The 20,955-nt window shown below is 59.0% G+C and carries 19 protein-coding genes; 14 read left to right on the top strand and 5 right to left on the bottom strand.

What is annotated here, in order from left to right; translation table 11 throughout:
• Positions 1 to 209 precede the first annotated feature (209 nt).
• The 4 genes from AC1MDT_RS22425 (at position 210) to AC1MDT_RS22410 (ending at position 6,034) form a co-directional block, all read left to right on the top strand.
• A complete protein-coding gene (locus AC1MDT_RS22425) occupies positions 210 to 2,168 on the top strand; it encodes a methyl-accepting chemotaxis protein (RefSeq protein WP_480418996.1) in 1,959 nt (652 codons plus the stop codon).
• Between the two features lie 219 nt (positions 2,169 to 2,387).
• Positions 2,388 to 3,446 carry a PA0069 family radical SAM protein gene (locus AC1MDT_RS22420; RefSeq protein WP_480418995.1) on the top strand — a complete coding sequence of 353 codons (1,059 nt, stop codon included), beginning with the start codon at positions 2,388 to 2,390 and terminating at the stop codon, positions 3,444 to 3,446.
• 244 nt (positions 3,447 to 3,690) lie between these two features.
• Positions 3,691 to 4,422, top strand: coding sequence for a carbonic anhydrase (locus AC1MDT_RS22415; RefSeq protein ID WP_480418994.1), 732 nt, complete (start codon positions 3,691 to 3,693; stop codon positions 4,420 to 4,422).
• An 85-nt stretch (positions 4,423 to 4,507) separates the two neighbouring features.
• Positions 4,508 to 6,034, top strand: a complete 1,527-nt coding sequence (locus AC1MDT_RS22410) for a SulP family inorganic anion transporter (protein ID WP_480418993.1) — start codon at positions 4,508 to 4,510, stop codon at positions 6,032 to 6,034.
• Positions 6,035 to 6,143: 109 nt separating this feature from the next.
• Here the strand turns inward: AC1MDT_RS22410 and AC1MDT_RS22405 are convergent, their stop codons facing one another.
• The gene (locus AC1MDT_RS22405) at positions 6,144 to 6,794 is read right to left on the bottom strand and encodes a hypothetical protein (RefSeq protein ID WP_480418992.1); all 651 of its coding nucleotides are present in this window, start codon (positions 6,792 to 6,794) and stop codon (positions 6,144 to 6,146) included.
• A gap of 371 nt (positions 6,795 to 7,165) precedes the next feature.
• On the opposite strand from AC1MDT_RS22405, the gene coxB reads away from it, so the two are divergent.
• From coxB to AC1MDT_RS22385, 4 genes are all read left to right on the top strand, one after another.
• The gene (gene coxB / locus AC1MDT_RS22400; protein WP_480418991.1) at positions 7,166 to 8,293 is read left to right on the top strand and encodes a cytochrome c oxidase subunit II; all 1,128 of its coding nucleotides are present in this window, start codon (positions 7,166 to 7,168) and stop codon (positions 8,291 to 8,293) included.
• Between the two features lie 82 nt (positions 8,294 to 8,375).
• Positions 8,376 to 9,968, top strand: a complete 1,593-nt coding sequence (gene ctaD, locus AC1MDT_RS22395; protein ID WP_480418990.1) for a cytochrome c oxidase subunit I — start codon at positions 8,376 to 8,378, stop codon at positions 9,966 to 9,968.
• 138 nt (positions 9,969 to 10,106) lie between these two features.
• Entirely contained in the window at positions 10,107 to 10,664 is a 558-nt protein-coding gene (locus AC1MDT_RS22390) for a cytochrome c oxidase assembly protein (protein ID WP_480418989.1), read from the top strand.
• 31 nt (positions 10,665 to 10,695) lie between these two features.
• Complete coding sequence (locus tag AC1MDT_RS22385) at positions 10,696 to 11,583, top strand: cytochrome c oxidase subunit 3 (RefSeq protein WP_480418988.1); 888 nt, start codon at positions 10,696 to 10,698, stop codon at positions 11,581 to 11,583.
• Positions 11,584 to 11,662: 79 nt separating this feature from the next.
• Here the strand turns inward: AC1MDT_RS22385 and AC1MDT_RS22380 are convergent, their stop codons facing one another.
• A complete protein-coding gene (locus AC1MDT_RS22380) occupies positions 11,663 to 11,866 on the bottom strand; it encodes a twin transmembrane helix small protein (RefSeq protein WP_027926133.1) in 204 nt (67 codons plus the stop codon).
• 70 nt (positions 11,867 to 11,936) lie between these two features.
• Here AC1MDT_RS22380 and AC1MDT_RS22375 point away from each other — a divergent pair, with 70 nt between their 5' ends.
• From AC1MDT_RS22375 to AC1MDT_RS22355, 5 genes are read left to right on the top strand one after another with little or no spacing between them, the layout of a single operon-like run.
• Positions 11,937 to 12,677, top strand: coding sequence for an SURF1 family protein (locus AC1MDT_RS22375; RefSeq protein ID WP_480418987.1), 741 nt, complete (start codon positions 11,937 to 11,939; stop codon positions 12,675 to 12,677).
• Positions 12,643 to 13,236, top strand: a complete 594-nt coding sequence (locus tag AC1MDT_RS22370) for a hypothetical protein (RefSeq protein WP_480418986.1) — start codon at positions 12,643 to 12,645, stop codon at positions 13,234 to 13,236. Before AC1MDT_RS22375 ends, AC1MDT_RS22370 begins: the two co-directional genes overlap by 35 nt.
• Before the next feature lie 10 nt (positions 13,237 to 13,246).
• Entirely contained in the window at positions 13,247 to 14,326 is a 1,080-nt protein-coding gene (locus tag AC1MDT_RS22365) for a COX15/CtaA family protein (RefSeq protein ID WP_480418985.1), read from the top strand.
• On the top strand, positions 14,314 to 15,213 hold the full coding sequence (gene cyoE / locus AC1MDT_RS22360; RefSeq protein ID WP_480418984.1) for a heme o synthase: 900 nt from the start codon (positions 14,314 to 14,316) through the stop codon (positions 15,211 to 15,213). The genes AC1MDT_RS22365 and cyoE overlap by 13 nt, the downstream gene beginning before the upstream one ends.
• On the top strand, positions 15,210 to 15,845 hold the full coding sequence (locus AC1MDT_RS22355) for an SCO family protein (protein ID WP_480418983.1): 636 nt from the start codon (positions 15,210 to 15,212) through the stop codon (positions 15,843 to 15,845). The genes cyoE and AC1MDT_RS22355 overlap by 4 nt, the downstream gene beginning before the upstream one ends.
• A gap of 148 nt (positions 15,846 to 15,993) precedes the next feature.
• Here the strand turns inward: AC1MDT_RS22355 and AC1MDT_RS22350 are convergent, their stop codons facing one another.
• From AC1MDT_RS22350 to AC1MDT_RS22340, 3 genes are all read right to left on the bottom strand, one after another.
• Complete coding sequence (locus tag AC1MDT_RS22350; protein WP_480418982.1) at positions 15,994 to 16,767, bottom strand: MetQ/NlpA family ABC transporter substrate-binding protein; 774 nt, start codon at positions 16,765 to 16,767, stop codon at positions 15,994 to 15,996.
• Between the two features lie 62 nt (positions 16,768 to 16,829).
• Positions 16,830 to 17,504: a methionine ABC transporter permease gene (locus tag AC1MDT_RS22345; RefSeq protein WP_480418981.1), complete on the bottom strand. Its 675-nt coding sequence runs from the start codon at positions 17,502 to 17,504 to the stop codon at positions 16,830 to 16,832.
• Positions 17,504 to 18,511 carry a methionine ABC transporter ATP-binding protein gene (locus AC1MDT_RS22340; protein ID WP_480418980.1) on the bottom strand — a complete coding sequence of 336 codons (1,008 nt, stop codon included), beginning with the start codon at positions 18,509 to 18,511 and terminating at the stop codon, positions 17,504 to 17,506. The genes AC1MDT_RS22345 and AC1MDT_RS22340 overlap by 1 nt, the downstream gene beginning before the upstream one ends.
• A 264-nt stretch (positions 18,512 to 18,775) precedes the next feature.
• On the opposite strand from AC1MDT_RS22340, the gene katE reads away from it, so the two are divergent.
• Positions 18,776 to 20,914: a catalase HPII gene (gene katE / locus AC1MDT_RS22335; RefSeq protein ID WP_480418979.1), complete on the top strand. Its 2,139-nt coding sequence runs from the start codon at positions 18,776 to 18,778 to the stop codon at positions 20,912 to 20,914.
• Positions 20,915 to 20,955: the final 41 nt, after the last annotated feature.

The raw sequence follows: 20,955 nt of genomic DNA, 5'->3' as shown, positions 1-20,955 counted from the left end.
GTGCTCATCAGAAAATAAAAATCGCCTCATTGCCTTCATTGCCCAGCCAATGACCTCGCGCGAAAACAGATCCTCAGCCTGCTCTACAAGCCAGAAAAGCGACTCAGAAGCTCAAGCCAAGTCATTGCGTTCAGTAATTTGCACAGTTCTTGCAGAATAATTTACAAGCACCTTAATCTGTAACCCTTCTACCCGCGGAGTCGTTGAACATGCCGTTACGCTTGAAGTTAGCCCTCAGCTACCTGTTGATCGGTTTGATCCCGGTTCTGGGCATGGCCTTTACGGTCTATCAACAAGCCAGTACGGCCCTGCGCGAGCAGACGCTGAACGCTCTCGAGGCGGTTGCCCATATCAAACAGCAGCAGTTGCTGGATAACTGGCAGGAGCGGCGAAACCAGATCAGCACCCTGGCCAGTAACCTGAGCAACAGCTACCAGGGACTGGACGGCAACGCACTGATCAGCACCACCCACTACGATCATCCGATGTTTGAAAATTTCATCAGCACCTTTGGTTACCGTGATCTGAAACTGATCATGCCCGATGGCACGGTCATGCTCAGTTTGAAGGACAGCCGTGAAGAAAAGCACAATCTCAGCGAAGCCAGCCTCCGTGATACCTCGCTGGCGCGTCTGGTCAAGCAAAGCCGCGATAGCGGCAAACCGTTGATCAGCGATCTGCAGTACAACCCGCTGAGCAAGGAGCCGACCCAGTATCTGGTGACCCCTGTCTTGTCGCATGGTGAGCTGCAAATGACCGTGGTTCTGGAGTTGCCCATCGCTCCGCTCAATAACGTGATGCAAACCCGCCAGGGCCTGGGTGAAAAAGGTGAAACCTACCTGGTCGGCAGCGATGCCGGCCTGCGTTCGGACTCGGCACGTTTCCCTGAACATCAGGTCAACCGCAGCCTCAATGCACCCGTCGGCCTTACTGGCAATGCCGTCAGCAATGCCCTGGCGGGCCAACAGGGACGTATCGCCGAACCGGGGCTGGACGGCAATAGTGCGCTGAAAGTGTTTGTCCCTGTCGGCTTCGATGACAACCACTGGGCCCTGATTGCCGAAATGGATCAGACCCAGGCGTTTGCCCCGGTACATCAACTGATGTGGCAGGTCTTGCTGCTCGGCCTGCTGACCGTCGCCGCCGTTGCCATCGCCACTTGGCTGGTCAGCCGCAGTGTGATGCGCCCGCTGGGCGGTGAACCGAGCAATATGACGGTACTGGCCCGTCGCTTGGCCGCAGGCGAGCTGAACCTGCCGACCGAACAACGACAACAGGCTGGCCTGATGCAGGCCCTGCATGAAATGGCCCAGGCCTGGCGCGATGTGATTGAGCGTCTGCGCCAATCCAGCCAGGACGTCGGTCAGGCCAGCAGCGAAATTCTAAGCGCCGCCGGGCAAACCAGCGAACGCCTCGACCTGCAGCAAGAGTCGCTGGAAATGGTCGTCAGCGCCGTCGAGCAAATGTCCTGCACCGTGCAGGAGATCGCCCGCAACGCCGCCGACAGTGCACACGGCAGCACCGCCGCACGGGGTGCCTTCGGCGAGATGCAAGGTACCTTGCAACAGATGATCGGCCAGCAGGGTCGCTTGCTGAACGACATCGGCCGGGCCGGCAGGGTGGTCGACACCTTGACCAGCGATGCCCTGCAAATCGGCACCGTGCTCGCGGTGATCCGTGGCATTGCCGAACAGACCAATCTGCTGGCACTCAACGCCGCTATCGAGGCCGCGCGCGCCGGGGAACAAGGCCGTGGATTTGCTGTGGTCGCTGACGAAGTGCGCAATCTTGCCCAACGCACCAGCAGCGCCACCGAAGAAATCGTTGCCATCACCAACACCTTGCAAAGTTCTTCCACTGAAGCCCGGCAGGCGATGCAGGCTTCGGCCGAACAAGCACATACGCTGGAACGTGAAACCCAAGTCGTGCTGACCTCGCTCAGTCAGTTGGACAATTCCCTGCAAGGCGTGCACGCCCTTGCCGTGCAGATCGCCGCCGCCGCGGACGAACAGGCCGGAACCACGCAGGAAGTGAATCAGCATATGCACCGCTTGCACGACATGACCCGCGACAACCGGAGGAATGCGGCGCATACCCGCAGTAGCGGCGAGCACCTGGAGCAAGTGGCCAACAACCAGCAAGCCCTGGTGCTGCGCTTCCGCCTTTAGCCGCCACCGCTAGCTCTCAGCCGGACAGCCGCCTGGAGTTCGACAGGTGGCGTGAGGCGTTCGACCTGAGTTGCTCCGCGGTTAAAGCATTCGCATGAAGTCATGGCGCGCTGCGCCAAGGCAATGACTTCATTTTATTTTCTAACGACCGCCGAACGGCACTGGCCGGTTCGCCAGCCCCCCTGTACTGTATATGTATACAGTACAGGACATTGACCCATGAGCACTCCGTTGCCTCCACGCGGCCGCGGCACCGCCACCAACCCGCACAACCGCTTCGCGCCGAACCGTTCGGTGGCCGAGGATGACGGTTGGTATCAAGAAGCGCCGGTCACCCAGGGCACCGAGGTGCGCATCGAGACGGCGAAAACCATCATCACCCGTAACAACTCGCCGGACTTGCCCTTTGATCGCTCAATCAATCCCTATCGCGGCTGCGAGCACGGCTGCATCTATTGCTACGCGCGGCCCAGTCATGCCTATTGGGACATGTCGCCGGGGCTGGATTTCGAAACCAAGCTGATCGCCAAGACCAACGCCGCGGAAGTGCTGGAGGAGCAACTCTGCAAACGCGGCTATCAATGCGCGCCGATCAACCTGGGCTCCAACACCGACCCTTACCAGCCCATTGAGCGCGAACACAAAATCACCCGCCAGACCCTGGAAGTACTGCTGCGCTACCGCCATCCGGTGACCATCATTACCAAGGGTTCGCTGATTCTTCGCGATCTGGATTTGCTGGTCGAACTCGCCGAACAGCGATTGGTGGCGGTTATGATCAGCCTCACCACGCTGGATGATGAACTCAAGCGCATCCTCGAGCCACGCGCTGCTGCGCCCAAGGCTCGGCTGCGGGCGATCCGGGTCATGCGTGAAGCGGGAATCCCGGTGGGCGTGCTGTGTTCACCGATGATTCCGATGATCAACGACAGCGAACTCGAAAGCCTGCTCGCCGAGGCCCATGCGGCCGGAGCCCAGAGCGCGGCCTATATGATGTTGCGCCTGCCTCTGGAGGTGGCACCGTTGTTCGAAGAATGGCTGACGGCCCACTACCCGCAGCGTGCGGCCCATGTGCTGAGCCTGATCCGCCAGAGTCGTGGCGGCGAACTTTACGACAGTCGATTTGGAGCCCGGATGCGCGGTGAAGGGCCGTTCGCCGACCTGTTGGCGCAGCGCTTTGCCAAAACCATCAAGCGCCTGGGGCTCAATCGTCGAGAAGGGTTTAATCTGGATTGCGACGCCTTCTGTCCGCCGGGTCGCCAAATGTCGTTGATTTGAGGACAATTGGCCTAAGGTTGAGTAGGGGTACAAGCACCGTGCAACTAAGCTAGTCACGTTTTCTGTGACCTGGAACACACGTCCTAGAGCGTTTGATTCAGTTTGAGTTAAGTTTCGGCGGTTACCTTGTTCATCGAGTGACTGACGGGTCGAAATTTCGGCCTGGATGTTTTTTAAACAGCCACTGGCTTCATATCGGACAAAACGGGACACTTTCCCCCAACTCCGTCAAAGAGGATGAATCATGAGTGACAAGGATAAACAGCCGTTGGCTGCGTCGGCTTCAGCCCACCCCGAGGCGGAGTCCGCCGATGCAGCGCTGCAGCATATCGTTGACGGCTTTTTGCATTTTCATCACGAAGTCTTCCCTCAGCAGGAAGAGCTCTTCAAAAAACTCGCCACAGCTCAGAACCCCAGAGCGATGTTCATCGCCTGCGCCGACTCGCGCATCGTGCCTGAACTGATTACCCAAAGCTCCCCGGGCGACCTGTTCGTGACCCGTAACGTCGGCAACGTTGTGCCGCCTTACGGGCAAATGAACGGCGGCGTTTCCACCGCCATCGAATACGCGGTGCTGGCCCTTGGCGTGCAACACATCATCATCTGCGGGCACTCCGATTGCGGCGCCATGCGCGCAGTGCTCAACCCGGAAAGTCTGGAAAAGATGCCGACGGTCAAAGCCTGGCTGCGGCATGCGGAAGTGGCGAAAACCATGGTTCAGGAAAACTGCCATTGTGCGAATGAAACCGAGAGCATGCAGATCCTCACCGAAGAGAATGTGATCGCTCAGCTCCAACATTTACGCACGCACCCTTCGGTGGCTTCGCGTATGGCCAACGGTCAGCTGTTTATCCATGGCTGGGTCTACAGCATCGAAACCAGCGAAATCAAAGCTTACGACGCGGACAAGGGTTGTTTCCTGCCGCTCGATGGCAGCCACCCAATTCCGGTGGCGACGCCCAAAGCACGCTTCTAACACCTCCTAAGTGTGGTAAAGCCGAGGCTGCTGATCAAGCAGCCTGGCTTCGCCACGCCTGAAGAAAACGTCAGGAGAAACCCACATGCGTGCTGCGCAACTCAACGCTGTTCTGCCACGGGAGCTGCTCGCTTCAGTGGTTGTGTTCCTGGTCGCTCTGCCCTTGTGCATGGGCATCGCCATCGCCTCGGGGTTGCCGCCCGCCAAAGGTCTGATCACCGGCATCATCGGCGGATTGGTGGTGGGCTGGATTGCCGGCTCGCCTCTGCAAGTCAGCGGCCCTGCAGCAGGTTTGGCGGTTCTGGTGTTCGAACTGGTGCGCCAGCATGGCATCGCCATGCTCGGGCCAATCCTGCTGCTCGCAGGCTTTCTGCAACTGGTGGCCGGGAGATTGAAACTGGGCTGTTGGTTTCGAGTGACGGCGCCTGCGGTGGTGTACGGAATGCTCGCTGGAATTGGCGTACTGATCGTCTTGTCCCAGGTGCATGTGATGCTTGATGGCGTGCCCAAGCCTTCCGGACTGGATAACCTGTCAGCCTTCCCGGCCGCCGTGGCTCAGGCATTGCGTTCCCTCGGCCGGCAAGCGGGGTTGCTCGGGCTGTCGACAATTGTCGTGATGTGGCTATGGGAAAAATTCCGTCCGCATTCCCTGCGCTTCATTCCCGGTGCATTACTGGGTGTTGGCCTTGCGACGGCCGCCAGTGTGGCGCTGGCGCTGCAGGTCAAACGGGTTGAGGTGCCGGCGAATCTCGCGCAAGCCATCAACTGGCTGAAACCTGCGGACTTGCTCAACCTGGCCGACCCGACACTGCTGATCGCAGCCTTCGCCGTAGCCTTCATTGCCAGCGCCGAAACTCTGCTCTCCGCCGCGGCGGTCGATCGCATGCACAACGGTCAACGTTCGGATTTCGACCGGGAATTAGCCGCTCAAGGTATAGGCAACATGCTCTGCGGTCTTCTTGGCGCGCTGCCGATGACCGGGGTGATCGTGCGCAGTTCGGCCAACGTTCAGGCCGGTGCCACCACGCGACTGTCGGCGGTGTTTCATGGCCTGTGGTTGCTGGCTTTCGTCCTGCTGCTGTCCAGTGTGCTGCAACGCATTCCGGTGGCGAGTCTGGCGGGGGTTTTGGTTTACACCGGTTTCAAATTGGTCGACCTCAAGGCCCTTCGTGGTCTGGGACGTTATGGCCGGATGCCGATGTTCACTTACGCGGCGACGGCGCTGGCCATCATCTTCACTGACTTGCTGACCGGCGTGTTGATTGGCTTTGGCCTGACACTCGTCAAGCTTGCCTGGAAAGCGTCGCGGCTGAAGATCAGCCTGATAGACCTGCCCAAGGAAGGAGAAATGGAGTTGCGACTGATGGGGGCCGCGACTTTTCTCAAGGTGCCGGCGCTGACTCAGGTACTGGGAACCATCCCTGCCGGGACGACGGTGCATGTGCCGCTCAATAACCTGAGCTACATCGATCACTCGTGCCTGGAGTTGCTTGAGGAATGGGGTCGGGCGAATGCGGCGAAGGGCTCGACGCTATTGATTGAGGCGCGGGGGTTGAAGCGCAGGTTGGAGGGGCGGTTGCGCACCACGGCCGGCATCGGTTCCACCGGGTAGAGCACTGTAGGAGCGAGCTTGCTCGCGATGGAGTGTCAGTCGATACGACGTAGCTGACACACCATCGCGAGCAAGCACGCTCTTACAAGGGATTGTGTTGAGCGGTGGATCAAGCCGCCGGCTGATCCAGTTCCAGGCCTACGTCCAAGCGGCGCGACATGCACGGCCAGCGTTTCCACGCGGCGCCGGTGTCCGGGCTGTTGAGTTTCTCACGGTAGGCTTCCACCGATTCCAGCGCAAAACTCTCTTCGTTGAGCATCTCGTCGATGGCGTGATGTACCGCTTCATCCAGTTGGTTGGCAAATTCCTCACCGATCAATTGGTGAGCAATCAAGTTGGCGACCGTCATGTCCAAGGGGATCAATGGCTGGCCGAAATGCTTGATGTACAGGTCGTTGACCTCTTCTACAAACCGGTGCGCCAGATAGGCTTCGTCCAGCAGGCCATCCAGACCGACATGCCCGCTCATGATTGCCGGAGGCTGGAGGAAATATTGCTCGGCGATTGTCAGTACCGGTTTGATTTGCGATTCGATGCCCGCTTCCCTGGCGACTTCATTGGCTGCGTCCAGCAGGTCGGGCACCTCTTCGATGTAGGCGCAAACAAAACGCGTCAGCACGCCGTTGGCATCGGCCTCCGGCAATTGGATAGCAGGGTGTAGATGAGGCAGTTGGGTCTGCAGCTGACGTGCCAGCAGGCCGGTTTCTTTCTCGTGTTGTTGGGCTTTTTGGATCTGCTCGCGCAATGCGGCGGTGTTCATGAAAACTCCAGGAAACGAAGGCAATGAAATAGGGAAGACATAACTTAGCTGGCTGTCGAAAAATGCTAAGACGCATTTGTCATAATTATTTCATCCTTGAGACATCATAGTTATATCGATTTGCCACCACTCGTCTGCATCCTTCTCCATTCGTGACCTTGAACGCAAGCATCAGCTGTTTCAGATCATTTACGCCGTCACATTGCGAGGTCGCGGTCGCTGTCTATACTCGGGTTGGAATGGAGTTAGCTGATGACGCCCGACTGCATATGCAGCAAGGCTCGGCGATTCAAGTTCGTAGTCTGAAAAAGCCGCTCCCTTGCCGCAGGTGAAAGCCGGCGGGATAACAAGAACGATAAGGGGAACCCGCAATGATGCGACATCCACACGTCTGGATGGGCCTCCTGTTGTGGTCGATTTTCAGTCAGGCGCAAGCGGCCTGGACTGTGAATATGGCGCCTGGAGCGACTGAAATCAGTCACGAAATATTTGACCTGCACATGACCATTTTCTGGATCTGTGTAGTGATCGGCATCATCGTCTTCGGCGCCATGTTCTGGTCGATGATGGTCCACCGCCGCTCTACCGGGCAAGTGGCCGCAAAATTTCATGAAAGCACCACCGTCGAAATCCTCTGGACCATCGTGCCCTTCGTGATTTTGGTGGCCATGGCGATTCCGGCTACCGCCACCCTGATCAGGATGTACGACACCAGTGAGCCGGATATTGATATCCAGATCACCGGCTATCAGTGGAAGTGGCATTACAAGTACCTGGGCCAGGACGTCGAGTTCTTCAGTAACCTGGCCACCCCCGCCGACCAGATCCACAACAAGGAAACCAAGGGCGAGCACTACTTGCTCGAGGTCGACAAGCCACTGGTGCTGCCGATTGGCGCCAAGGTGCGCTTTCTGGTGACTTCCGCCGACGTCATCCACTCCTGGTGGGTACCGGCCTTCGCGGTCAAGCGCGATGCGATCCCGGGGTTCGTCAACGAAGCCTGGACCCGCATCGACAAGCCCGGCATCTACCGTGGCCAGTGCGCCGAGTTGTGCGGCAAGGACCATGGCTTCATGCCGATCGTGGTCGAGGTCAAGGAAAAGGCCGATTACGAGAAATGGCTGGCCGAACGCAAGACAGAAGCCATGCAGCTCAAAGAGCTGACCAGTAAGGAATGGACCCTCGACGAGCTCAAAGAGCGCGGCGACAAGATCTATCACACCACCTGCGTGGCCTGTCACCAGGCCGAAGGCCAGGGTCTGCCGCCCATGTTCCCGGCGCTCAAAGGCTCGCCGATTGCTACCGGCCCCAAAGCCGACCACCTGCACCGCGTTTACTTCGGCAAACCCGGCACCGCCATGGCGGCATTCGGCAAGCAACTTTCAGAAGTCGATATCGCGGCGGTCGTGACCTACGAACGTAACGCCTGGGGCAACAACAAAGGCGACATGGTCACTCCTAAAGAAGTGCTGGCGCTGAAACAGGCGGAAAGCAAATGACCCGGTCTATTGCCCACGTAAGGAACCGGTCGGGGCTGCGCGCCCCGGCCTGCCCAGCCCATCTGTTTGCAGGAGACAGGACATGACTGCTGTAATCGATGAACATGTTCATACCGCCACCGAGCACGCCCACGGTCCCGCCAAAGGCCTGATGCGGTGGGTGCTGACCACCAACCACAAAGACATCGGCACGCTGTACCTGTGGTTTGCGTTCACCATGTTCCTGTTGGGCGGCTCGTTCGCGATGGTCATTCGCGCCGAGCTGTTCCAGCCGGGGCTGCAAATCGTCGAACCGGCGTTCTTCAACCAGATGACCACCATGCACGGCTTGGTCATGGTCTTCGGTGCAGTGATGCCGGCCTTCGTCGGCCTCGCCAACTGGATGATCCCGTTGATGATCGGCGCACCGGACATGGCCCTGCCACGGATGAATAACTTCAGCTTCTGGCTCCTGCCGGCGGCGTTCATTCTGCTGGTCTCGACGCTGTTCATGCCCGGTGGCGGGCCGAATTTCGGCTGGACTTTCTACGCCCCGCTATCGACGACCTACGCGCCGGAAAGCGTGACCTTCTTCATCTTCGCCATCCACTTGATGGGCATCAGTTCGATCATGGGCGCGATCAACGTGATCGCCACCATCCTCAACCTGCGCGCCCCAGGCATGACGCTGATGAAAATGCCGTTGTTCGTCTGGACCTGGCTGATCACTGCGTTCCTGTTGATCGCAGTGATGCCGGTGCTGGCCGGATGCGTGACGATGATGCTGATGGACATCCACTTCGGCACCAGTTTCTTCAGTGCCGCCGGTGGCGGTGACCCGGTGTTGTTCCAGCATGTGTTCTGGTTCTTCGGTCACCCCGAGGTGTACATCATGATCCTGCCGGCCTTTGGCGCTGTCAGTTCGATCATCCCGACCTTCTCGCGCAAACCGCTGTTCGGCTATACCTCGATGGTTTATGCGACGGCGAGCATCGCGTTCCTGTCGTTCATCGTCTGGGCGCACCACATGTTCGTGGTCGGCATTCCGCTGGTGGGCGAGTTGTTCTTCATGTACGCCACGCTGTTGATCGCCGTGCCCACCGGGGTGAAGGTGTTCAACTGGGTCAGCACCATGTGGCAAGGCTCGCTCACCTTCGAGACGCCGATGCTGTTTGCGGTGGCCTTCGTGATCCTGTTCTCCATCGGTGGTTTCTCCGGACTGATGCTGGCCATCGCCCCGGCGGACTTCCAGTACCAGGACACCTACTTTGTGGTCGCGCACTTCCACTACGTGCTGGTGCCGGGAGCGATCTTCGGGATCTTCGCCTCTGCCTACTACTGGATGCCGAAATGGACCGGCCACATGTACGACGAAACCCTCGGCAAGCTGCACTTCTGGCTCTCGTTCATCGGCATGAACATGGCGTTCTTCCCGATGCACTTCGTGGGGCTGGCAGGCATGCCGCGACGGGTCCCGGACTACAACCTGCAATTCGCCGACTTCAACATGGTCTCCTCGATCGGCGCGTTCATGTTCGGCACCACGCAGTTGTTCTTCCTCTTCATCGTGATCAAGACCATCCGTGGCGGCCCGCCAGCGCCGGCCAAACCGTGGGACGGGGCCGAAGGCCTGGAGTGGAGCATTCCGTCACCGGCGCCGTATCACACCTTCACCACCCCGCCGGAAGTGAAATGAACACCTTTGCCCTTGTAGGAGCGAGCTTGCTCGCGATGGTCGTCAACGATTCCGCTGGAATCCTGACACTGCGCGGTACCCTCAGGTTTTTCGCGAGCAAGCTCGCTCCTACAGGGTTATGCGTAGAGGGTCTGAACCATGGCTGACTCTATTTCGCTGAAGAAACTGGTCACGCGCCTGCTACTGGTGGTGGTGGCGATGTTTATCTTCGGGTTTGCCCTGGTGCCGATCTACGACGTGATGTGCAAGGCATTTGGCATCAATGGCAAAACCGCCGGGCAATACGAAGGCGAGCAAGTGGTCGATTTTTCACGGCAAGTGCGCGTGCAGTTTCTGTCGATGAATAACGCCGACATGGTCTGGGAGTTCTATCCCAAGGGCAATGAGCTGACGGCGCATCCGGGGGCAGTGAACGAGATGATTTTCGTCGCCTACAACCCGACCGATCACGCCATGAGCGCCCAGGCAGTGCCGAGCATCGCGCCCAGTGAAGCGGCAGCGTACTTCCACAAAACCGAATGTTTCTGCTTTACCCAACAAGTGTTGCAGCCCGGTCAACGGATCGAGATGCCGGTACGTTTCATCGTTGACCGAGACATGCCCAAGGATGTGAAGCACCTGACGCTGTCCTACACGCTGTTCGATATCACCGCACGTCATCCGCCCGTGACTGTTGCTGCAAGCACCGGTGGCTAGGCGTTAAGCGTGCCCGATAAGGAGAACAATAATGGCAACTCATGAACACTATTACGTACCGGCCCAAAGCAAATGGCCGATCATTGCCACGCTCGGCATGCTCACCACTGTGTTCGGCCTGGCCACCTGGTTCAACGACCTGAAGGCGGCGCGGCCAGAATCCCACGGCCCGCTGATCTTTTTCGTCGGTAGCCTGTTGCTGGCATACATGCTGTTCGGCTGGTTCGGTACGGTGGTCAAGGAAGGTCGCGCCGGGCTGTACAGCGCCCAGATGGATCGCTCCTTTCGTTGGGGCATGAGCTGGTTCATTTTCTCGGAAGTGATGTTCTTCATCGCGTTCTTCGGTGCGCTGTTTTATGTGCGGCATATTTCCGGCCCCGCACTGGGTGGGGAAGGCCCGAAAGGCATTGCCCACATGCTCTGGCCGAACTTCCAGTTTGCCTGGCCATTGCTGCATACCCCCGACCCGAAGCTCTTTCCTCCGCCCAAAGAAGTGATCAGCCCTTGGGGCCTGCCGCTGCTTAACACCGCGTTACTGGTGAGTTCCAGCGTCACCGTGACCATCGCTCACCACGCCTTGAAAAAGGGCCATCGCGGCGCGCTGAAAATCTGGCTGGCGATTACTGTGTTGCTCGGCTGTGGGTTTCTTACCTTTCAGGCCGAAGAGTACATGCACGCCTATCACGAGCTGGGCCTTACCCTCGGCTCGGGCATTTACGGCGCGACCTTCTTCATGCTCACCGGTTTCCACGGGGCTCACGTGACGATCGGCACCATCATCCTGTTCGTGATGCTGATGCGGATCATGCGCGGGCACTTTGATGCCGATCACCAGTTCGGATTTGAGGCGGCGAGTTGGTACTGGCACTTCGTGGATGTGGTGTGGATCGGTTTGTTCGTTTTCGTCTACGTGCTGTAGGAGCGAGCTTGCTCGCGAAGGTGTGTCAGACGCGTTGATTTCGACTGAGACACCTTCGCGAGCAAGCTCGCTCCTACAGCTACCAAGGCGCAGTCGAGACCAACTGGCCGCTGTAGAAACCCCAGGCGATCAAGCCAACGGTGGTGGCGGCCAGCGCAACACGAACACTCAAGGCAATAACGAGGCGGTTCGAGCTGCTGTCGTCCTTGACCAGAAAAAACAGGCCGCTGAACAGGCTGACAACCGTGGCAATCAGCATCAGGACGATGGCTGCTTTGAGCATGGTGAGACTCCGGGGGTAAGGCGATGCATTTGAGTATAGCTATCGCGATGACCGACTTTCTGGCGACGCCATGAAGCGCTTCCAGCCGGGCATCGTGCCAACCCTGGTGGTCGCAATCTTGCTGCCGCTGCTGGTGTCGCTCGGGTTCTGGCAATTGAGCCGGGGCGCGGAGAAAAGCGCCCTGCTGCAAAGCTATGCCGAACGCCGTGTCGCCGAACCGATGGCCAGCAGCGAGCTGCAACACACCAAAGACCCAGCCTTCCGCCGCGTTCACCTGCACGGTCAGTTCGATGCCGAACACAGCCTGTTACTGGACAACCGTCAGCGCAACGGCAAGGTCGGCGTCGAGTTGCTGCAACCCTTCCACGATCAGGCGACCGGACTCTGGCTACTGGTCAATCGCGGCTGGCTGCCGTGGCCAGAGCGCCGCACCCCGCCACAATTCACCACACCCACTCAGGCATTGAGTCTCGATGCCTGGGTCTACGTCTCCCCCGGCGCGACCTTTCAGTTGCACGCCGATCCGAGCACCACCCTCTGGCCTCAGTTAGTGACAGCGGTTGAGCCGGCCAAGCTCTGGAAGACGCTCGGGCGCGAAGGTTTTGCCTACGAATTACGTGAAGAAGCCGGTCCCGCGTCTTATCAGGCCGATTGGCCGGTCGTCGCCATGGGCCCGGAAAAACACATCGCTTACGCCGTGCAGTGGTTCGCCATGTCGATTGCCCTGTTCGGCCTTTTTATCTACCTCGGCTGGCACAACGCAAAGGAGAAACACCATGGGAGCGGCCATGAATCCACCCAGCATGTCTGAGACGAAAACGCCGGCTCGCCGGCGCAAAGGTCGCTTGCAGTTGCTGCTAATCTTACTGGGAGTGATCGGCCCGATGGTCCTCGCCACCGGCATGTACAAATTGCAGTTCTGGGTGCCGGAGGGTCGCAGTTATCACGGTGAACTGATCGGCAATGGCCAGACCCGCGCCGACCTTGGGGTTCAGGCACAAGAAGACCGCTGGCAGATGCTGGTCACGGCGCCCAAGGAGTGCTCAGTGGATTGCCAGCAACTGGTGTATCTGGCGCGGCAAATCCAGATCGGCCTCGGCCCCGAGGCGTCCCGCGCCAGCCATGCACTGGCCGCCGCACAACCGCTGACTGCCGATTACGAAACCAAACTGACCCGCGAATACCCGCAACTGCAGCGCTATCCCATGGACCTGACGACCTTTAGCAAGACGATGGGTGACAATACCGTGCCGCAGCTATGGATCATCGACCCTCACGGCAATCTGGTGCTGCGCTATGACCCGACGGTGAAGGGTAAGGACTTGCTGAACGACCTGCGTCATCTGCTGAAACTGTCGAACATCGGATAAGGGCATCGTCATGGCCAAACCTGGATTTCGCCTCGCGCTGTTTGCCACCTTGCTGGCACTGATTGTGGTGTTGCTCGGCGCCTACACACGTCTGACCCACGCCGGCCTTGGCTGCCCGGACTGGCCGGGCTGCTATGGCTTTATCAGTGTGCCGAAAAGCGAAGCTCAACTGGCCCATGCCGAATTGCATTTTCCTGATGCGCCCGTCGTAGCGCACAAGGGCTGGAACGAGATGGTCCACCGCTACTTCGCCGGTACGCTTGGGCTGTTGATTGCGGTGCTGGCCGGTCGCGCCTGGGTCCATCGTCATCATCCGGGACAACCCGTGAAGTTGCCGCTGTTCCTGCTGGCCGTGGTGTTCGCCCAAGCGGCGTTCGGCATGTGGACAGTGACGCTCAAACTTTGGCCGCAGGTGGTGACCGGACATTTGCTCGGCGGTTTTGCGACCTTGAGTCTGCTGTTCTTGCTGACGCTGCGCCTGTCTGGCGTGTTGCCGGCGCTCACCGTGCCACGGCGTTTGCAGTACTGGGCAACGGCCGGCTTGCTGCTGGTAATCCTGCAAATTGCCTTGGGTGGCTGGGTCAGTTCCAACTACGCCGCCGTGGCTTGCATCGACTTTCCGACCTGCCACGGGCAATGGCTGCCACCCGCAGATTTCGCCAACGGTTTTCATCTGACCCAACACATCGGCCCCAATTACCTCGGCGGGCAACTGGACAGCGATGCTCGCACGGCGATTCATCTCACTCACCGTATCGGCGCGTTGCTGGTGACGCTGGTGCTGCTCGGTCTGGCGTGGCAACTGAAAGTTGTCGGCATGACGCGACTGGCAGGGCTGGTACTGATCGCACTGGCCACACAAATCACCCTGGGCATCAGCAACGTGTTGTTCCACCTGCCGCTGCCGGTGGCCGTCGCGCACAACGCCGGCGGCGCAGCGCTGCTCCTGACGATGGTGCTGGTCAATTACCACGCGCGAACCAGTCTGGTTCGGGTCAAGCAACAATCCCTCGTGCGCTGGCGGTTCAGCCTGCATAAACATTCAGCCGGGCCCATAACAAAAAAAGGAGAGATGCCATGGCGACTCTGATCGGCGAACGTCACAGTCAGGCAATCTGGCGCGACTATCTGGAGCTGACCAAGCCGAAAGTGGTGGTGCTGATGCTCATCACCTCGCTGGTCGGGATGTTCCTCGCAACCCGCGCCGGGGTGCCGTGGACGGTGCTGGTGTTCGGCAATCTGGGGATCGCGTTGTGTGCCGGCGGTGCGGCGGCGGTCAATCATGTGGTGGACCGGCGCATCGACGCGGTCATGGCGCGAACCCACAAGCGCCCACTGGCCGAAGGCCGGGTGTCACCGACCGCTGCACTGACGTTCGCATTGGTGCTGGCGGTGCTGGGCCAGGCCTTGCTGCTGGCCTTCACCAACCCGCTGACCGCTTGGCTGACCCTTGCCTCGCTGCTGGGTTATGCGGTGGTCTACACCGGTTTCCTGAAACGCGCGACACCGCAAAACATCGTCATCGGAGGCCTGGCCGGCGCCGCCCCACCGTTGCTCGGTTGGGTCGCGGCCACCGGCCATGTCAGCGCCGAACCGCTGTTGCTGGTACTCATCATCTTCGCCTGGACCCCACCACACTTCTGGGCACTGGCGATCCATCGCAAAGAGGAATACGCCAAGGCCGACATTCCGATGCTGCCGGTCACCCACGGCGAGCATTACACCAAGATTCATATCCTGCTTTATACCTTCGCGCTGCTGGCCGTGAGCCTGATGCCCTACGTGATTCACATGAGCGGCGTGCTCTACCTGGTTTGCGCCCTGGGCCTGGGGGCAAGGTTTCTGCAATGGGCCGTCGTGCTGTACCGTGGCACTCGGCCGCACGCGGCGATCAACACCTTCAAGTACTCTATCTATTACTTGTTCCTGCTGTTTATCGCCCTGCTCGTAGACCACTACTTATTGTTGAACCTATGACCCGAACCCAGAAAACCGTCTTCATCCTCGTCGCCCTGATCGCGCTGGTCCTGGGCCTGACCATCAACAAAGTGCTGTCCGGCAAGGGCCAGGGCGACCCGACTCCACTGATCGACGCCGGGATTATCCTGCTGCCGCAAAGCCGCAACCTGCCGGACGTGACCATGACCGATCAGGACGGCAAACCGGTGGCCGTCAACGAGCTGAAAGACAAGTGGAGCTTGCTGTTCTTCGGTTACACCTTCTGCCCGGACATCTGCCCGACCACCCTCGCCCAGCTGCGCCAGATCAAGAGCGAACTGCCCCCGGAAGCGGTGGCCAAGTTGCAGATCATCCTCGTCAGCGTCGACCCGAATCGCGACACGCCCAAGCAGCTCAAGCAATACCTGGGTTACTTCGATCCGCAGTTCATCGGCCTGACGGCTTCGTCGGTGGACGACATTCAGAAACTGGCCAACGCGGTGAGCATTCCGTTTATTCCGGCGGATACCAGCAAACCGAATTACACGGTTGATCACAGTGGGAACCTGGCGGTGATTGGGCCAGACGGGACGCAGCGTGGGTTTATTCGGGCGCCGTTGAATAACACCAAGTTGGTGGCGCAGTTGCCGGTGATGCTTAAACGCATGTAGGAGCGAGCTTGCTCGCGATGGTGTGTCAGCTGCGGTGATGTCGACTGACACACCTTCGCGAGCAAGCTCGCTCCTACAGAGGGGTCGTGTTTCAGGCATAAAAAAAGGGGCGCATTCAATGCGCCCCTTTTTTCGTTAATGCTTCGGATCAGAACGCCGGCACAACCGCGCCTTTGTACTTCTCGAGGATGAACGCTTTGACTTCCGGGCTGTGCAGGGCAGCAACCAGTTTCTTCATCGCGTCGCTGTCTTTGTCGTCCGGACGAGCCACCAGAATGTTCACGTAAGGCGAGTCGCTGCCTTCGATGATCAGAGCATCCTTGGCCGGATCAAGCTTGGCTTCCAGCGCGTAGTTGGTGTTGATCAGCGCCAGGTCGACCTGGGTCAGCACGCGCGGGATTGTCGCGGCTTCCAGTTCGCGGATTTTCAGGTCCTTGGTGTTTTCGGTGATGTCCTTGACGGTCGACAGGATGTTGTTCGAATCCTTCAACTTGATCAGGCCGGATTTTGCCAGCAGCAACAGCGCACGGCCGCCGTTGGTGGCGTCGTTCGGGATGACCACGTTAGCGCCACCCGGCAGCTCGGCCAGGGTTTTGTATTTGCTGGAGTACGCGCCCAGGGGTTCCAGGTGCACACCGGCAACAGCCACCAGGTTCGTACCTTTGGCCTTGTTGAACTCATCGAGGTACGGCTGGTGCTGGAAGAAGTTTGCATCCAGGCGCTTCTCGGACACTTGCACGTTCGGCTGGATGTAGTCGGTGAAGACTTTGACCTTCAGGTCCACGCCTTCTTTGGCCAGGGCCGGTTTAACGAATTCGAGGATTTCTGCGTGCGGGACCGGGGTGGCCGCGACGGTCAGCGTCTCGGCAGCGTGAGCAGAAAAGGCTGCAACGGCAGCGAACGCGACGAGTAGTTTTTTCATTCAGCTAACTCCATGTGAGGCGCCTGTTTGCGGCGCCTGCCAGCGAATGGCCGGCTCAATTGTCATTTACGAGAGAAGTGGACCACAAGCTTATCGCCAACGGTCTGCAGTACTTGAACCAGCACCAGCAACAACACGACGGTGACCACCATTACATCAGTCTGAAAGCGCTGGTAACCGAAACGGATCGCCAGGTCGCCCAGACCACCAGCGCCAACCACACCGGCCATTGCCGTGTAGGACACCAGTGTAATAGCTGTCACCGTAATCGCCGCGAAGATGCCCGGGCGGGCTTCCGGCAGCAAGGCATTGATGATGATCTGCCGCGTCGTCGCGCCCATGGCCTGGGTCGCTTCGATGATGCCGCGATCGACTTCACGCAACGCGGTTTCCACCAGTCGTGCGAAGAACGGCGTAGCACCCACCACCAGTGGCGGAATCGCACCGGCAACACCGAGAGACGTGCCAGTGATCAGCACCGTGAACGGAATCATCACGATCAGCAGAATGATGAAGGGCAGCGAACGCAGTATGTTCACCACCAGCGACAACATCGCGTAAACGCCTTTGGCTTCCAGCAACTGGCGTGGGCTGCACAGGAACAACAGCACACCCAGCGGCAAGCCCAGCAAAACGGTGAACAACAACGAACCACCGAGCATCAGCAGCGTGTCGCCGGTTGCCAGCCAGATTTCGATCCAGTCGATATTGGAAAAGAAACTCATCAGGGCTTCCATCAGCGCAGCACCTCCATGTGGACGTCAGCTGCGGTGAAGTGGGCGAACGCGGCTTCCATGTCGCCGCCGGTGACGGCCAGAGTCAGTTGCCCATAGGGGATGTCTTTAATGCGATCAATACGACCGGCCAGGATGCTGTAGTCCACACCCGTTTCCCGAGCAACGGTACCCAGCAAGGGCGCGTAGGTCGCTTCGCCCTGGAAGGTCAGACGCACGATGCGGCCTGGCACGTGAGCGAAGTCGTCGCGCTGTTCGCTTTCATCGATCTGCTCGTCTTCTTGCACGAAGCGCTTGGTGGTCGGGTGCTTGGGATGCAGGAACACCTCGGCCACCGAACCTTGCTCGACAATTACGCCAGCGTCCATCACAGCCACTTGGTCGCACACGCGACGGATCACATCCATCTCGTGGGTGATCAGGACGATGGTCAGCTTCAGCTCGCGATTGATCTCGGCCAGCAATTGCAGGACCGATGCCGTGGTCTGCGGGTCCAGGGCGCTGGTGGCTTCGTCACACAACAGGATTTTCGGCTTGGTGGCCAGGGCGCGGGCGATGCCGACGCGCTGCTTCTGGCCACCGGACAACTGCGCCGGGTACTTTTTGGCGTGGTCGGACAAACCAACCCGCGCCAGCAATTCAGCCACACGCTGGTCGATCTCGCCGCGCGACAGTTCGCCGGCGAGGGTCAGCGGCAGCGCAACATTATCGGCCACGGTCTTGGAGGCCAGCAGGTTGAAGTGCTGGAAAATCATCCCGACCTGCTGACGGAAGCGCCGCAGGCTGTTGGCGTCGAGCGCGGTGACTTCTTCGCCGTCGACGATGATCTTGCCGCCACTGGCGTTTTCCAGGCGATTGATCAGACGCAGCAGGGTACTTTTTCCCGCGCCGGAATGGCCGATCAGGCCGAAGACCTGACCGTTCTCAATCGTCAGACTGGTCGGATGCAGCGCGGGGATATCCTTACCGGCGATGCGGTAGGTTTTATGGACGTTTTGAAACTCGATCACGTAGCGAACCTTGTGGGGCGCGATAGAAAAGGATCAGCGGTTAGCCGGGCGCGCATTTTAGCCTGTCCGTATAGAGGTTATTAGCATTTATTCCGCATTCAACCTTCGATTTGGCAATAACGCGATCAAAGGTCAGAAAAAAGGAACGGCTAAAAACTTCATCAGTCAGTAAGTAGGCAACTCGATATCGCTCCTGGTGCCGTGCCGGGGGTTTTACTCAGCGTTCTGGCTACGGCGGGAATCGCAACGAGGAGTTTACGTCTGATGAGTACTAAAAAGCCTGCCACCCCTAAAAACGCACTGGCCGGGACCGACACCCTGGACCGTGGCAACACCAATGCCAAGCTCGACAGCCTGGAGAAATTCCGCTCCGACGCCACTGAACAAGCCCTGCGCACCAATCAGGGCGTGAAGGTTTCGGACAATCAGAACACGTTGAAGGTCGGCGCTCGCGGGCCGTCGTTACTGGAAGATTTCATCATGCGTGAAAAAATCACGCACTTTGACCATGAGCGCATTCCCGAACGCATCGTCCATGCTCGCGGCACCGGTGCTCATGGTTACTTCCAGACGTATGAAAACCATTCTGCCCTGACCAAAGCCGGTTTCTTACAGGACCCGGGCAAGAAAACCCCAGTCTTCACGCGCTTTTCCACGGTGCAAGGCTCTCGCGGGTCAGGCGATACCGTGCGGGACGTGCGAGGCTTCGCTGTGAAGTTCTTCACCGACGAGGGCAACTTCGACCTGGTGGGCAACAACATGCCGGTCTTTTTCATTCAGGACGCGATCAAGTTTCCTGACTTCGTGCACGCGGTAAAACCCGAGCCGCACAACGAGATTCCTACGGGGGGCTCGGCTCACGATACGTTCTGGGATTTTGTCTCACTGGTGCCGGAATCGGCGCACATGGTGATCTGGACCATGTCCGACCGAGCGATCCCGAAAAGTCTGCGCAGCATGCAGGGCTTCGGTGTGCACACGTTTCGCCTGGTCAATGCCGAAGGTAAATCGCGCTTCGTCAAATTCCACTGGCGTCCTACGGCCGGGACCTGCTCACTGGTGTGGGATGAGGCGCAGAAGCTCGCCGGTAAAGACACTGACTTCCACCGTCGCGACCTGTGGGAATCGATCGAGATGGGCGACTACCCGGAATGGGAGCTGGGCGTTCAGATCATCACAGAGGAAAACGAACACACATTCGACTTTGACATCCTCGACCCCACCAAGCTGATCCCGGAAGAGCTCGTCCCCATCACGCCTTTGGGCAAAATGGTGCTCAACCGCAACCCGGACAATTTTTTCGCCGAAACCGAGCAGGTCGCGTTCTGCCCTGGCCATATCGTGCCGGGGATCGATTTCTCCAACGACCCGTTGCTGCAGGGGCGGCTGTTTTCCTACACAGACACGCAGATCAGCCGACTCGGCGGGCCGAACTTTCACGAAATTCCAATCAACCGTCCGGTCGCTCCGTTCCACAACGACCAGCGGGACGCATTGCACCGCACCACCATTGACAAGGGCCGCGCGTCTTATGAGCCAAACTCCATCGACGGTGGCTGGCCGAAAGAAACGGCGTCTGCTGCTCAGGATGGCGGCTTCGAGAGTTATCCGGAGCGCATCGACGCTAACAAAATCCGCCAGCGTAGCGAGTCGTTTAGCGACCATTTCTCCCAGGCACGGCTGTTTTTCCACAGCATGAGCAAGCACGAGCAGGAACACATCATCGCGGCCTACAGCTTTGAGCTGGGGAAGGTTGCGCGCGAGACCATCCGTGCGCGTCAGGTGAATGAGATCCTGGCCAACATCGACCTGGAACTGGCCAAGCGTGTGGCGCAGAACCTTGGTTTGCCGGCGCCGAAAGCAGGAACTGTCGATGTACGGAAGTCCTCGCTGAACCGATCACCAGCCTTGAGTCAGGCCAACTTGCTGCCGGCGGACATCAAAACCCGCAAAGTGGCCATTCTTGCCGCCAACGGTGTCGATGGCGCAGCGATCGATGCGATGAAAAAAGCGCTGATGGCCGAGGGGGCGCACGCCAAATTGTTGGGACCGACTTCAGCACCGGTGACGACTGCGCAAGGTAAGGCGCTGCCCGTGGATGCTTCGATGGAAGGCTTGCCTTCGGTGGCGTTCGACGCAGTGTTTGTGCCAGGTGGCGCGGGGTCGATCAAGGCCTTGAGTACTGACGGCGTGGCGTTGCACTACGTGTTGGAGGCGTACAAGCATTTGAAGGCGATTGCGCTGCACGGCGAGGCGCAGCAGTTGCTTGATGTGTTGAGACTGGACGCTGATGCAGGACTGATCGTGGGGACGGACGCGGAGTTGATCAAACCGTTTATTGCCGCGATCGGGCAACATCGGGTTTGGGATCGGGAGGATAAAGCCAAGGCGATTGCGGCTTAAGTTGTTTATTACTGGACGGACGCCTTCGCGAGCAGGCTCGC

The organism is Pseudomonas sp. ASL7, assembly GCF_056680375.1.
The sequence above is the reverse complement of the archived record's forward strand: the minus strand, read 5'-3'. Positions and strand labels throughout refer to the sequence as shown.

Excerpts from the sequence above, each read along its gene's own strand:
- katE (WP_480418979.1), top strand. The coding sequence starts at position 18,776 with ATGAGTACTAAAAAGCCTGCCACCCCTAAAAACGCACTGGCCGGGACC.
- AC1MDT_RS22415 (WP_480418994.1), top strand. The coding sequence starts at position 3,691 with ATGAGTGACAAGGATAAACAGCCGTTGGCTGCGTCGGCTTCAGCCCAC.
- AC1MDT_RS22420 (WP_480418995.1), top strand. The coding sequence starts at position 2,388 with ATGAGCACTCCGTTGCCTCCACGCGGCCGCGGCACCGCCACCAACCCG.
- AC1MDT_RS22425 (WP_480418996.1), top strand. The coding sequence starts at position 210 with ATGCCGTTACGCTTGAAGTTAGCCCTCAGCTACCTGTTGATCGGTTTG.
- cyoE (WP_480418984.1), top strand. The coding sequence starts at position 14,314 with ATGGCGACTCTGATCGGCGAACGTCACAGTCAGGCAATCTGGCGCGAC.
- AC1MDT_RS22375 (WP_480418987.1), top strand. The coding sequence starts at position 11,937 with ATGAAGCGCTTCCAGCCGGGCATCGTGCCAACCCTGGTGGTCGCAATC.
- AC1MDT_RS22365 (WP_480418985.1), top strand. The coding sequence starts at position 13,247 with ATGGCCAAACCTGGATTTCGCCTCGCGCTGTTTGCCACCTTGCTGGCA.
- AC1MDT_RS22345 (WP_480418981.1), bottom strand. The coding sequence starts at position 17,504 with ATGGAAGCCCTGATGAGTTTCTTTTCCAATATCGACTGGATCGAAATC.
- AC1MDT_RS22355 (WP_480418983.1), top strand. The coding sequence starts at position 15,210 with ATGACCCGAACCCAGAAAACCGTCTTCATCCTCGTCGCCCTGATCGCG.
- AC1MDT_RS22370 (WP_480418986.1), top strand. The coding sequence starts at position 12,643 with ATGGGAGCGGCCATGAATCCACCCAGCATGTCTGAGACGAAAACGCCG.
- AC1MDT_RS22410 (WP_480418993.1), top strand. The coding sequence starts at position 4,508 with ATGCGTGCTGCGCAACTCAACGCTGTTCTGCCACGGGAGCTGCTCGCT.
- AC1MDT_RS22350 (WP_480418982.1), bottom strand. The coding sequence starts at position 16,767 with ATGAAAAAACTACTCGTCGCGTTCGCTGCCGTTGCAGCCTTTTCTGCT.
- ctaD (WP_480418990.1), top strand. The coding sequence starts at position 8,376 with ATGACTGCTGTAATCGATGAACATGTTCATACCGCCACCGAGCACGCC.
- AC1MDT_RS22405 (WP_480418992.1), bottom strand. The coding sequence starts at position 6,794 with ATGAACACCGCCGCATTGCGCGAGCAGATCCAAAAAGCCCAACAACAC.
- AC1MDT_RS22380 (WP_027926133.1), bottom strand. The coding sequence starts at position 11,866 with ATGCTCAAAGCAGCCATCGTCCTGATGCTGATTGCCACGGTTGTCAGC.
- coxB (WP_480418991.1), top strand. The coding sequence starts at position 7,166 with ATGATGCGACATCCACACGTCTGGATGGGCCTCCTGTTGTGGTCGATT.
- AC1MDT_RS22390 (WP_480418989.1), top strand. The coding sequence starts at position 10,107 with ATGGCTGACTCTATTTCGCTGAAGAAACTGGTCACGCGCCTGCTACTG.
- AC1MDT_RS22385 (WP_480418988.1), top strand. The coding sequence starts at position 10,696 with ATGGCAACTCATGAACACTATTACGTACCGGCCCAAAGCAAATGGCCG.